The sequence below is a fragment of the Fortiea contorta PCC 7126 genome (assembly GCF_000332295.1).
Taxonomy (GTDB): domain Bacteria; phylum Cyanobacteriota; class Cyanobacteriia; order Cyanobacteriales; family Nostocaceae; genus Fortiea; species Fortiea contorta.
This window is the reverse complement of the sequence record NZ_KB235930.1, coordinates 2,722,207-2,735,591: the sequence shown is the minus strand read 5'-3', so window position 1 is coordinate 2,735,591 and position 13,385 is coordinate 2,722,207. Positions and strand designations below refer to the sequence as shown.

The 13,385-nt window shown below is 43.0% G+C and carries 10 protein-coding genes; 4 read left to right on the top strand and 6 right to left on the bottom strand.

Features of this window, described 5'->3' with window-relative positions:
- The first annotated feature begins 423 nt into the window (after positions 1-423).
- Positions 424-1,629 carry a histidine kinase gene (locus MIC7126_RS0112690; RefSeq protein ID WP_193787688.1) on the top strand — a complete coding sequence of 402 codons (1,206 nt, stop codon included), beginning with the start codon at positions 424-426 and terminating at the stop codon, positions 1,627-1,629.
- On the opposite strand, the gene MIC7126_RS0112685 is transcribed toward MIC7126_RS0112690, so the two are convergent.
- A complete protein-coding gene (locus MIC7126_RS0112685; RefSeq protein ID WP_017653531.1) occupies positions 1,630-2,673 on the bottom strand; it encodes a GGDEF domain-containing response regulator in 1,044 nt (347 codons plus the stop codon).
- A 653-nt stretch (positions 2,674-3,326) separates the two neighbouring features.
- Here MIC7126_RS0112685 and MIC7126_RS0112680 point away from each other — a divergent pair.
- Positions 3,327-3,587: a CRR7 family NDH-1 assembly protein gene (locus tag MIC7126_RS0112680; protein ID WP_017653530.1), complete on the top strand. Its 261-nt coding sequence runs from the start codon at positions 3,327-3,329 to the stop codon at positions 3,585-3,587.
- 138 nt (positions 3,588-3,725) lie between these two features.
- Complete coding sequence (locus MIC7126_RS0112675) at positions 3,726-4,343, top strand: chorismate lyase (RefSeq protein ID WP_026100215.1); 618 nt, start codon at positions 3,726-3,728, stop codon at positions 4,341-4,343.
- A 266-nt stretch (positions 4,344-4,609) separates the two neighbouring features.
- Here the strand turns inward: MIC7126_RS0112675 and MIC7126_RS0112670 are convergent, their stop codons facing one another.
- On the bottom strand, positions 4,610-4,843 hold the full coding sequence (locus tag MIC7126_RS0112670) for a hypothetical protein (RefSeq protein WP_017653528.1): 234 nt from the start codon (positions 4,841-4,843) through the stop codon (positions 4,610-4,612).
- A 160-nt stretch (positions 4,844-5,003) separates the two neighbouring features.
- On the opposite strand from MIC7126_RS0112670, the gene MIC7126_RS0112665 reads away from it, so the two are divergent.
- The gene (locus MIC7126_RS0112665) at positions 5,004-7,088 is read left to right on the top strand and encodes an NAD(P)/FAD-dependent oxidoreductase (protein ID WP_017653527.1); all 2,085 of its coding nucleotides are present in this window, start codon (positions 5,004-5,006) and stop codon (positions 7,086-7,088) included.
- A gap of 37 nt (positions 7,089-7,125) precedes the next feature.
- Here MIC7126_RS0112665 and MIC7126_RS0112660 read toward each other — a convergent pair whose 3' ends face one another.
- The 4 genes from MIC7126_RS0112660 to MIC7126_RS0112645 all read right to left on the bottom strand — a co-directional run bounded on the left by MIC7126_RS0112660 (position 7,126) and on the right by MIC7126_RS0112645 (position 12,598).
- Complete coding sequence (locus tag MIC7126_RS0112660; RefSeq protein WP_017653526.1) at positions 7,126-8,607, bottom strand: GumC domain-containing protein; 1,482 nt, start codon at positions 8,605-8,607, stop codon at positions 7,126-7,128.
- Between the two features lie 436 nt (positions 8,608-9,043).
- Positions 9,044-10,546: an Ig-like domain-containing domain gene (locus tag MIC7126_RS0112655; protein WP_017653525.1), complete on the bottom strand. Its 1,503-nt coding sequence runs from the start codon at positions 10,544-10,546 to the stop codon at positions 9,044-9,046.
- Between the two features lie 139 nt (positions 10,547-10,685).
- A complete protein-coding gene (locus MIC7126_RS0112650) occupies positions 10,686-11,459 on the bottom strand; it encodes a TIGR03943 family putative permease subunit (RefSeq protein WP_017653524.1) in 774 nt (257 codons plus the stop codon).
- 83 nt (positions 11,460-11,542) lie between these two features.
- The gene (locus tag MIC7126_RS0112645; protein ID WP_017653523.1) at positions 11,543-12,598 is read right to left on the bottom strand and encodes a permease; all 1,056 of its coding nucleotides are present in this window, start codon (positions 12,596-12,598) and stop codon (positions 11,543-11,545) included.
- Positions 12,599-13,385 lie beyond the last annotated feature (787 nt).

The following is a 13,385-nucleotide window of genomic DNA, read 5'->3' as shown; positions in this document are numbered from 1 at the left end:
GTAGGGGAATCAGTATTCTAGGTAAAGCGGTTAACAAGCGCAGAACCTCCTTCAGGGTTTGTCAATTGAGTTTCTGGTGAAAATATCAATTATTCGGCAGCAGCGGTCAAAGAAAAAGTGATCAATTAATCCTCTGCTATACCGAATTTATCACCGCAGCATGAGAATTTTCACCAAGCGGCTCCTATTTCAGATTTTGATTTTCGCAACATAGAGCCTCAAAATCACGATTTTGGGTGCTATCTTCAATCGATCTGAGTTAAAAAGTAACTAAAAGGCTCAAAAAGATGTACAACATCTAAAAACGCCGATCTTATAGGAGTCCGAAAAATCTAAAATAGATATTAAATTGAAACAAAAGAACGATCATCGACAACCGTCAGTCAATTTTACTTTCCGTAAAGCGTCGCCGGGTTGTTACCAGTGCTGAAACACGATTACATGCCAGTTTCCCAGGATCAGCCTACTTATTCTGAGGCCCCACTCCAGCTGTTGCTGTTCGTCGATGGGCGGCCTAAGTCCAGACAACAGGTACAGCGAATACGAGCCTACCTGAAGGAATTGCAAGCTGAGTATAACTTTGAACTTCAAATAATTGATGTCGGGCAACAACCGTATTTGGCGGAACACTTTAAATTAGTAGCGACGCCAGCTTTGGTGAAAATCCACCCGGAACCCAGACAGATACTGGCTGGGAGTAACATCATTGCTCAACTGAAAAATTGGTGGACTCGCTGGCAAAGTGCCGTTGACTCCTATTTAAAGTTACAGGAAGATTTACAAGAACGAATTGATGATAATTTGCGGACACCGTCGCCCAAATCTACCATCGCTTCAGTAGCTGTTTCTGCCGAACTCATCAAACTTTCCGACGAAATCTTTCGTTTGAAGCAAGAAAAAGAAAAACTCCAAGAGCAGCTACAATTTAAGGATAGAGTCATTGCCATGTTGGCCCACGACCTCCGCAATCCCCTCACGGCTGCAGCGATCGCCATCGAAACCCTCCAATCCAATTACAATTTAGAAACGGGTCGGTTTGCGCGCCTCAAACCAGCAATGACAGCCCACTTATTAAAGCAAGCCCGGATTCAAACCAAGATTATTGACCGGATGAGTGCTGATCTTTTGCAAGTAGGTAGGGGCAGTGATACGGAGTTACCGATCGCACCACAGAAATTGGAACTAGGTAGACTCTGTTTAGATGTGTTAGAAGAATTACGCGATCGCTACCTTGCTAAATCTCAAAAACTGGAAACAGATATCCCCAAAGATTTACCTACAGTCTACGCCGACCCAGAACGCATCCGCCAAGTCCTAGTAAATTTACTAGATAATGCGATTAAGTATACACCCCAAGGTGGCAAAATCAGTGTTGCCGGATTGCATCGTACCACCCAGAAAGTTCAATTCAGCATCGGTGACACAGGGCCGGGAATTCCTGACGAAAATCGGGAGCGGATTTTTGAAAATCACTTTCGTTTACAACGAGATGAAGCTACCGAAGGCTATGGCATTGGTCTTTGCTTATGTCAAAGGATCATTCGCTCTCACTACGGTCAAATTTGGGTAGACTCAGTACCCGGCGGCGGAGCATGTTTTCACTTCACATTGCCAGTTTATCCCTCCTAATCATAGATCACAAGCCAGCAGCGATTTTAAAATAATGCGATTGCGCCCCTCAGCTTTCGCTTGGTAAAGTGCCTTATCTGCAGCCAAAATCAAATCTTTAGGCGCAGATTCCCAAGTGGGAATAATCGTCGCCACCCCCATACTCAAGGTGACATAATGACTCACAGGGGAACCGTCATGAATAATTTGTAAATTTCCCATACCCCCTTTGATCGTGTTGGCGACATGAAGCGCTCCGACTGCATGGGTATTGGGCATAATTACGGCAAATTCTTCACCGCCATAACGCGCCACCAAATCCTGGTTTTTCTGTGCTTTATCAGTTAACACAGCACTCACCTTTTGCAAGCACATATCCCCAGATGGATGACCGTACTGGTCATTATAAAGTTTAAAAAAGTCGATATCGCACAAAATCAGCGACAGTGGCGATTCCTCCTGTGCTAAATTAATCCATTGAGTATTGAGATAATCATCAAAGCGGCGACGATTAGCTAACCCAGTTAAACTATCTACATTAGCCAAATGCTGTAAAGCCTCATTTGCCGCTTCTAACTGTTTATACACCTGAGCTTGTTGCAGCAATCTTCGTAATCGCTGGCGCAACACTGCCCAATGAATCGGTTTAGTAATATAGTCTGTAGCTCCTACTTCAAAAGCACGGTTGACCGATTCTTCATCGTCCAAGCATGTAATCATTAATATAGGCGTCCGCTCCCACAGTTTGGAAATTACAGTATTACCCAAAGCCGAATCTGTATCAAAAGTGGCGAGTGCTGACATCAAATTATTTCTAGCAATTTTCAGCAACTGCTTACAACAAGTGAAGCCGTCCATGACCGGCATCACCGCATCTAGCAAAACGATGTCAGGTTTGATAGTCTCATAAGCATGTAAACACTGCTCACCATCATTGACCTCGACAACTCGATAACCTTCTTTTTCCATAGCTCTACGCAAGAGCAATCGAACAGTCTGATCATCATCAGCCACCAAAATCACCGGTGGTTGCTTAGAAAGAGAAAATGGGCTTATGCCTGACATGAGTTGCCTTCCACAGAAAAGGAGAATAGCGGTATGGGCAAACCTGGCAAAACTTGCCCCTTTGACTAAACTTTGAGCAATTAATTATTGTTTTACGCAGTCAAAATACCCCTTGACTGCGAATTGAGATTATCAGTATAAATTTTTATTAATTAAGTAAAATTAACATTGACTTTAAGCAAAAGCAGTATATTTACAACACACAGCTATTTCTCCCCTTTTTGTCCAGTTCAGGACACAGCAAGAAATGCCACTATTTATAATTCCCTACTGTTGGAGTCAAATCGTCATTGCTGCCAAAACTTCCAATATGTACATCATGATTTAGGTAAATGAAGTAGAAAAATAGGGTAACAACGGCAGTTTATAAAGCTTTACCTCACTAAGTCCCTCTCTGCCGTAATTTTACTTTTGGGTTATGCAGTAATGTTTTTCACCTATGACTAATACCACTGCCAGTTAATTATGATATACGTACATCCTGAGAACATCTCTACGAGAGACAAGTGTTTCACGTATCAAGAGAAACCGGATAACCGCACAACGTTCAAAGCTGACTGTTAAAATAACAGCAGCTAAAACATTTGTGAATTGCTAATTAGTCATTCATTAAGCAAACAGTCAAAAATTTACACTAAATTTCCATAACATCGATGCCTGACCCATTAATGTATCAACAAGACAACTTTGTTGTTTTAGAAACAAACCAACCAGAGCAATTTATGACTGCCTTTGAGTTATTAGAAAAGCTCAAAATAGCTCTACAAAAACTCAGCTTTTCAGAATTGCCGCCAGATTTACAAAAATTTGCTACTGTGGAAGCCCAAGCCAAATATTTAATTGATACCAGTTGTGAGTTAGATATTGGGCCTGGTCAATATTTACAGTGGTATGCAGTCCGGTTAGAAAAATAACTTTTCTGGAAAAGGGAATATGCACTGGGGCTAGTACTAGAGACGTAAATTTTCCATTTCTACAACCTGATTCACAGCACGATTCAGCAACGTCTTTTTTATGCTTTCATAGAAATAGGTGAACTTTTGTAAAGAACATTGACTGCAACTTTTACGCCAACCAATAATTTTACGATGCCAGCAGGTTGGCATCGCCTCACCCCAATTTGGCAAGGTGAGGAGAAAGTGATTCAACAAGGTTTGCCCCACACTCAGCTAGCACCAGCTTGGCAATTGCTGCTTTTGGGTGACGGCTCCCCAACTCGACACCTACAATTGCTCACCGGTGAACCGACAGAAGTAGATGTGATTGACATGTCCTTGGTGGGTACAGATTTAGATGCTGCTCCCGAATTAATTCAGGCTGTACCAGGGCCGAGATTGCGGCGTCAAGTGTGGCTGCGGACTCAAAGTGGTCAGCGCTTGGCTTATGCTACCTCGTGGTGGGAAGCTAGTCATGTGGATGAGTATTTACAAAACCGTTCGTTACCAATTTGGGCTAGTTTGGCGCGTCTCCGCACAGAACTATATCGGGATGTGCAAGGTCTTTACTATGGTGATTCGACTGCATTGGCTACAGGTTTTGCAGAAGCTGGGCCCTTTTGGGGTCGCCATTATTTGTTTTGGCATCATGGACAGCCTTTAACCTTAATTTATGAAGTTTTTTCGCCTTATTTAACTAAATATTTGGGGCCAATGCAGCTAATGACTCAGTAAACAGATGTTGGCAAACTTTTACACTCAAGCAAGCCAAAAATCAACTTTGTGATTAGATAATTAATTGTTCAGCCCGTCCCACAAAAGATTGATAAAATTTTCCTATGCAAAATCAATGAGTTTAAGGTTAGCTCCAAACCTTGATATGGTAAAGATAGTCGTGCAACCACAAACTAGCCCATCTCTGCCACAGTCACTCCCACACCAAAAAAGCGCCACCGAGGCACCCAACCCAAAATATCAAAACACTCAAATTATGAAGTCTTCTAAGAGAAACTTTCCCACGCTTGAGCGACCAATTTACTGAGCCAGCGTCGTTGTTGCTTGTTTAGCATGGGGTCGTCAGCTAGCACTTGGGCGGTGAGGTCTTCTAAAGATTGACCTTGGGCGCGAACAATTCTCACAACTCCAGCTATCGCTGCTGCGACTAATTCTTCATCAACTGGTTTTTGTTGCAGAGCTAACATTTCCTGGGGGCTGTCTGGGATGGGATAATTCATGGCGTGGGTTTAGAGAAATACAAAATGAACAATAGATTAAATAAATTATTAAATTTTCTTCATTGAATCTTCATGCAACTAATAGGGCGGAGTTTAGCGTATTTTATGCCTTCGTCAAATCTGTCCTAGTGAGTATCTTGATCGGAATTGTCAGAAAAAAATGAAAGAAATACTCTATTTAGAAGTTCCAACCCCCGATAGTGCAGCTGTATGCCATTGGCTACAGACAGATTTTGACCCCAAAATTGGGGAAAAACTGCTAACGCCAGAAGGCTTTCGCCTGAAAATATCTGCTGAGACTACAAAATCTGATGCAGCTATTTCGGAACTAGTGGTTTTTGTCTGGTCAGTGCAGCGTACCACTTATTTGAAAGTTTTTCGTTGGACAGAACAACCTTTTGTGCAAGAAAAACAAATTTTACAGCATTTGACTACTAAAATTAGAAGTCGTTTTCCTCACCACTATCCAGAACCTCCAGAAATTGACTTATCCCAGCAATCGATATTTGCCGCTTTAGAAGCTGATTACCCGCTGAGTGTCAAGTATTTTCAGAAAATGCCCAATGGAGAATATCACTTACAGCGCGTTTACTGGTGGGAAAAAAGATGGCGCCAGGGAGTGCGTCACCCCCAGCAACCGCGTCAGGTAATATTTTCTGGTAACAAAAGCTCGGGAAAAGAAAATCCTCACTATGACATCATCTATATCGGTGGGGCGCTGGGTGCAATTCATGCAGCCGTCATGGCGAAGCTGGGATATAAGGTACTGCTGGTGGAACGCCTACCATTTGGGCGAATGAATCGAGAGTGGAATATTTCTCGTGATGAACTGCAAAGCTTGATTAATCTGGGTTTGGTAACTAGCGCTGAACTGGAAACCGTAATTGCACGGGAGTACAAAGACGGTTTTAATAAATTTTTTGATGGCAATAATCCTGCTAAATTGAGATCGCCTATTCTCCACACACCAACAGTGCTCAACATCGCCCTAGATTCTGAAAAGTGGCTGCAACTGTGCGGACAAAAGATCCGCGCTGCAGGTGGTGAAATCTGGGATGAGACGGAGTTTATTCAGGCTGATATAGATGATACACAAGTTATCGTTAAAGTCAAGCATTTACCTAGTCAAGTTGAGAAACTCATCAGTGGCAGACTATTACTGGATGCGATGGGCACCGCTTCCCCGATTGCTTGGCAATTAAACGGTGGAAGGGCTTTTGATAGCGTCTGTCCCACAGTGGGGGCGGTGATTGAGAAAGGGTTTGCACCTGGGGTGTGGGACTCACAGTTTGGGGATGTGCTTTATAGTCATGGCGATATTTCACGGGGTAGACAGTTAATTTGGGAATTATTCCCCAGTGTCGGTGAAGAACTGACGATTTATTTATTCCATTACCATGAAGTCAATCCCGAAAATCCTGGTTCCTTGCTAGAGATGTATGAAGACTTTTTCTCGATTTTGCCAGAGTATCGCCGCTGCGATTTAGATCAACTGGTGTGGAGAAAACCGACATTTGGCTACATACCAGGACATTTTAGTGTGAGTAGTAGCGATCGCACAGTGGCTTTTGATAGATTAATTGCGATCGGTGATGCGGCATCATTGCAATCTCCCCTTGTCTTTACTGGTTTTGGTTCCCTAGTACGTAACTTAGAGCGCTTAACAAAACTCTTAGATATTGCTCTCAAGCATAACCTGCTAAGTTTTAGCCACTTGAACCAAATTCGGGCTTACCAAAGTAACGTCTCAGTCACTTGGCTATTTTCCAAAGGAATGATGGTTCCCACAGGCCAGTTTTTGCCTCCCCAGCGGATTAATGCCATGTTAAACACCTTCTTTGGTTTGTTGGCAGACGAACCCCCAGAGGTACCAGATAATTTCATTAAGGATAGATGCGACTGGTTAACTTTTAATCGGTTAGCACTCAAGGCGGCGCGCAGAAACCCCGCCTTAATTTGGTGGATTTGGCAACTGGCGGGAGCTAAAGATTTAGTCCGGTGGTTGGGTAACTATTTTAACTTCTGTCTTCATGCCCTGGTTAGTGCTTTATTGGGTAGATGGTTCCCGCGCTGTTTGCGGTGGCTAAATCCCTGGTTAGAACCCCGCTATCCGGCATTGTGGTTGCGATTGTCAGTGATTAACTATGCTATCAGCACCGGCAAACCTCGTCCCCGCAATCAGTTAATCAAAGCCAACTCCGAAGCCACGATTCAGGAATCGCCAGCTAGTAGAATTCTTAATTAGTCAATAGGGCATTTGGCATGGATCAATGCCAAATGCCCTATTGACTATTTTGTCGAAAATTAGGCAATTCCACCGATGCTAAAGTTTTTCGCCCTTTTGGTGGACGTTGGGGATAAACTACTGGTGAGGGCGATTGAGTATCGAGATGGAGATCGCCCAATAAATCCTGAGATAAATCTATAGGCGAAAATTCTCCCTGATTTAATTGGGCAATTTCTGACCAATAATCCTCATTTTCAGTTGACAAATTTGTCTGTGTATGTGGTGGGTCGGCAGCTATTGGTGGGGTGATGTCTTCCATCCACGGCTGTGTTTGTGCTTCTGGTTCTTGATAGTCAGTGATGGTTGTAGCTAAGGTTTCCCAAACCACCGCATCACTAGCCTGATGATTTTCTAAATTAGGTTCTGTAACTGGTGGTGGCGCAGACTGGGAAGCAAAAAACATTTGGATGAGAGTATCGAGTTGCTCATCAATAGTGGATGACTCCACAGATGAAACCGTTGGTGGTGTAGTGGGAACCTCCTCGGTTGTTGGTATTGGCTGTATCGGTGTAGTTTCTCGATGGGGCCAATCCCAGGGCGATGATGGAGTGAAAATCGGTTCATTGTTTGAAAATCCGGACTCTGTTGCTCCTTGTTCCCAGAAATTTTCTAAATTATCATTCAAAAAGTCCGGCTCTCCCGACCATGGTTTAATTGGTTGAGCGTTGGGAAACAGAGAACGAGCTTTTCTAGAAAATCTTGTTTGTCTGGTTTGCTGGGGATAATCTTCTGTAAAGTCAGCACCGGGAACTGGTGATTCTAGACATTTTTCCAGAGCCGCTTTATATTGTAGGGTCTGGCGTTGTTGTCGCATGAGTCGAGTCCGCATCTCTCGACCAGCAATTTCTGCTTGTGATAGATGTTGAGATTGTTCAGTATAGTTAGTTTGTAAGATGGCACATTCCCGTTCCAACTGAGCAACTCGTTGCTGGCTGATTTGTAATTGGCTTTTATGAGTTTCGATGGAACTTTCCTGACGTTGGATGGTTTGCCCTGCAGTTTCTAGTTGTTGAAATAAAGACTGTATTTGTTCTTGAGCTGCAGCGAGTTCCTGAGTTTGTTGATTGAGCATGGACTCAGTAATGCTGGAGCGCCTTTTATGCCACTGTAAAGCTTTTTCTGACTCTGTTAAGTCACCTTTGAGTTGCTCTACTTGCTCATATAAGGCATTATTGGCTGAACGTAATTCTTCATTCAATGCCAGCAACTGTTGAAATTCGGTGTCAATTAGTGCTTGCTTGTCGCGCTCAGGCTCCGCTATCCAGTCTTGGGTGGTGGTATTTTCTGACAGTTTTGGAACTTCGGTCGTGTGCGGCTTATCCTTAGCTGGTTGCAGGAGTGGCAATTTGGGGATTGCCAAAATTTCATGAGGCGCAACTGCATAAAACGGACAACTTGCTTGCTCTGGTGATGGCAAGTTAGCAGAGTTGGGAGATTCCATAAAAGCCCCTTGATTGGAGGCGTCAGCGTCATTCATCACTTTTGACTCACCTGCTTAAAAATATTCAGCAGTGCTGGCCTTAGCATTGCTGATCAACTGTGTTTGTCCAGGGTTGACGTCAGTAGTTTGGGAAAACTTGAGAATTCCCTGGCTTTGTCTGTAGTTAGTTTCACTCTAGAAGCCAAGTGTAACTCTGTCTGAGGATGAGTAGTACTAGTTTCAATAATCTTTGCTACACATACATGGTTGGCAATAATTGAGTTACTGATCAGTATTCCCCATTTTGCGTCTAGAACTGATGACGTTATAACATTACATTACACTTTCTCGCCAATCTGAAGATGATGCCAAAAAGCGCTTCATATCAAGGATTTGGTGAAAAATAGGGGCTATGGTTGAGAAAACAAATGTGCGCTTTTGATTTTCTGTGCTTTATCCAAAGATGCGACAGTTTCCTAATCCCTATTCCCTTTTAAGGTAGCCAACGGGGTGCAAATCCCACTAGGGGTAGAAGTTTTTCTGGTTTGTTTTCGGTGGGTGGTGTTTCCGCAATTGGTGATAGCAGCATCAGCCATAAACTACTAGTAGCGATCGCTTCGCCATCATCTGTTTGTAATGTATTCTTTGATAGTGATGGGTCGGGATTTGTCTGTGGTACTACTTGGTCAAATAGCAACCCTATTCCATCTGGCGACAAACTCATTTGGACATTGCGCTGGCCTACAGGTAAGACTATTAAAGGTTTTTGTTGCCCGGTTTTTAAGTCAATTGCTACTAAATAAGGTTGTTCTATATATTGTTCTTTTGATACCAGTTGTGTTAGTAAGCAGTAGAGAGTAGGTGACGCCGGATCAAACTGACAGTTGAGAATTGAGCCTGTTGTTTTTAATAAGGGTTTCTTGACGCCTTGGTTTGTGACTAAAAATAAGTCTCGTGTGAAGTCTGTATTAAATTTGACCATGGCGGCTTGGGAGCCGTCTTTTGAGAAAGCCTGAACTAATCCAAACTGGGGAAGAAAATCTAAGGGTTGACTAGTATTACTGTCTATGGGTAAGATAGCGGCTCCTTGTCCTTGGGCAACGGCTACTGCTTTGCTATCAGGAGTGATCGTAAAATCTCCCCCTGGTTGACTATTCAGCCGCTTAGGTATTGGTTTTTCACCTGTTTGGTCGCTGGTTGCGGGCATAAACCACAGCCCAAAGTCACTAGGATTTGATTTGTTTCCCCGCTGGACAACGATTGTCTGTCCGTCGGGTGAGAGGTCAAATTTGAGGTTTTGATAGTCTTTGTTATCTAAAATTAGGTCAACTCTGCCGGATGGCTCTGTTTGTTGACCAGATTTGCTCTTAATACCTGTGGTGACTGTATACAACTGTGCCGACAGTAAATCTTGGCTGCTAGCGGTGCGTGCTGAATAGATAATTTTTTCGCCATTAGGAAACGGCTCGAAGTCCATGACAGTTAGGTCTTTGGGCGTGAGTACCTTTTTTTGCTCTTGGGTGAGGTTGTAGAGCACTAACTGTCCTTGGTTTTCTTTCTCGGCTCCTATATAAAGGATGACGCGATCGCGTGTTTGAAAGCTACCTGTAAACGGTTGCGAGGCTCTATTTGTGCCTTCTTTGGCGGCAAACTGGTCTTTTGCTCCTTGCAACTGTAATTTATAATTCGTGCCGTATGGTGCTGGGGTCACTAGTGTATAAACCATCCGCCGACCCGCCCAACTGATTTTTCCTGCCAATGGCGGCTCAATTTTTAAGTTATCTTCTACACTTTTGATATCCATTGGGCGGCTAAAGGTGAGGGTGAAGGAGTTATCTTCAGCCCCAATTTGTTGATTCTGCCAAGTAAAATTACGGACACTAGGCTTAACTACATCACCTTGCCAGATCATTAAACCAATTAACAAACTCAGCAACAGCATGAGTGCGATCGCCACGCGATCTAGTGGTTGGATCGATAGTTTAAATTTTGTCATTTGTTATTGGTAACTAGTCGGACAAAATTAAATTCATTTGTGGAGAGAGGGAACAGGGAATAGGGAACAAAAAACAGTATATGTAATTAATTCTGTTTGGGTACTTAATGGATAATTATCTTACTCAAGACCCTAAATCCTAATAAACATAAGGATCTTTGGGTTGGGGGATTTTTTGTAGGGAGGTAGCGGCGATGGTGAGTTGGCGTTTACCTGATAAATTTTCTGTGACCATTTTTCCTTCAATTTCTAACCAAGTGTCGGGAGGATACTGAGTGCGATCGCCTGAGAGTTTGACTGGTAAGCCGACGGGGTAGACGTCTGCGGCGCAGCATGTGAGCACAAATCGCGCTAGAAATAAATATTCTTGACCTAGATTTGGTGGATGAATCACAAAACCGCTTACCTTGACTTTTTGTCCTGTATATGCATCTGGTTCTGGATAGACACTGACGGTGCGTACCCAGTCTACAAGCGATCGCTCTTCTGGGCGGACATTAGCCCGAAAGGCTTGGGGTTTAAGGCGTGCGGTTCCTAATGAGTCGGTGACACCGCGTTGGAGTGCTTTATCACTGGCGAAGACTTGGGGTGTAATGATGAAACCCAAAATTGCTGCTGTCAGTAACAAGCTGCTACCCCAACCAGGGGGAAAAACATTGATGTGTAAAGCGCTGGGTACATCATCTTGACGCCGTTGTCGCCAAAGTTGTTTGGCTTTAAAAAAACCGATGATGAGCAAGCCCACAGCACCCAAATTTGCTAACCAAAAGTAATCAGGGTGAATCAATAAATTGAGTTTTCCTGTGAACCAGTGTTTGAGAATTAAAATTCCCCAAGCTGTCACCGCCAATACATCTAGCCAAGGTAGAAAAGGATGTTGCTTTTTCGGTCGAGAATTTGAATTTGAGGTCATATTTACTAGAACCTGAATAGTCAAAAGTTCATGGGAATTTCTCTGTTGCCCATTCCCAATTGCCTGTTACCTTGGAGAAGGTATTAGATGATGTGCAAATTCACAAATAAAGTGAACAAAAATGTTAATAGCCCGGCTAAAGCAAACAAATAAAATAAAGCTTTGGCTTTAAAGATTGATAACATCAAACCCACACCTTTGATGTCAATCATGGGGCCGAATACGAGGAAGGCTAATAAAGAACCGCTAGTAAAAGTCGAGGCAAAAGATAAAGCGAAAAATGAATCGACTGTAGAACAAATAGACACTACCGCTGCTAGGATCAGCATGGCAACAATAGAGCTAATAGGGCCAGCACCGAGGCTGAGAATCAATTCGCGGGGTGCTAAAACTTGAATTGCAGCGGCGATCGCACTACCAATCACCATGACTGCTCCTAATTCTCGTAACTCTTGAATAATATTATCCAGTAGTAGACGCAGTTTCTCCTTGAGTGACTTATTAGGGGTAGTTGATGGAGAATTCTCTTGTATGAGATTACTATCCATCCGCGTCCTTAAACCGGGTTTTCCTCCTAAGATATAAGTCCCAGATTTCAATAAATTAGATGTTGGAGAATCTTTAGTTAGTGCTGGGCGTCTTCCGCGTCCTTTTTGTTCTGGCTGCGGGGGAGGATTAAACTTGAGATAACGAGCGATCGCTGGTTGGACAATGGGACTTAAGTCTTTCTGAAAACTAAAAACAAAGCCAATAATTGTAGCAATCAAAAGCGAAAATACAACACGCAAAATCACTATTTCTGGTTGATCTCGAAACGCCGTCCAAGTAGCCCAAATCACAATGGGGTTAATTGTCGGCGCTGCTAGCAAAAAACCAATTGCTACTGGTGTGGGTACTCCCTGCATGAGTAACCGCCGCGCCACTGGTACATTACCACACTCACACACTGGGAACAAAAAGCCGATCGTACTGCCAACAAAAGCACCCAACAGGGGGTTTTTGGGCATTCTTTCTACCAATTTGCGCTCATCCACAAAAAACAGCAGCAAACTGGAGAATAACACCCCCAGCAGCAGAAACGGTATCGCCTCGACTAGCAGACTCAAAAATAGAGTGAAACCATTGTTCAGTTGATTCATGGGCGTTGCAGTCAAAAGCAGTTTGGAGATTTGAGGTTATGCCTAGTCATTTTATAGGAACGGGGATCAAAAGCAGATGGGGACAATTACAACTCATTTGAGCAAAGATTCAATATTTTAGTGGATTGGCTCGCTCTCAGGCTACAAAACATTGGTTGATTGTATATCGTTTTGTCTATTTGAGTGAATTTACTGCCTATGACTACTCCTAAGATCGTCTGTTTTCAGGAATAGTTCCAAATTTGCAGCTTCACTTCGTACGTGTATAGTGCTGAATGATTTATGTTCATGTTTACCGTAGTTTGGTTAGTGAGGCCGGAAACTTTCCAGCATTTTTATCAAGGATTCACAGTTTCTCCACATTTTAGGCTGCTGTTAGTCAAATCTCATCCCAGCTTTGGTTAAATTTTTACTACTAAAACCATGAAAATGCAAGGACAGAATTCAACGTACAGGACAATCACATCAGTATTTTCTTGCAAAATCTGACTGAGCAAAACAGACATTAATTCACCGCATCTTCATGCAGAGCTTGTTAGTAGTGGGAGAGTTGACAATAGTGTATCAGCAAACTCTTGTGGGATAGGGGTCTCACCCATTTCTTGTCTTTCCAGGCAGGTAAGATACCCAACTCACAGGAAAATTTATCTTCTCATCCATATCAAGAGTGAATTATCTAGAGGAATTCTAACTAGGTGCTGGAATTGTTTTAGGTTTTTGAGCATTAAGTTTTATATTCTTTAGATATATAGCTGCTGGGAAAATTCTTATTGCTATCACTTAATTC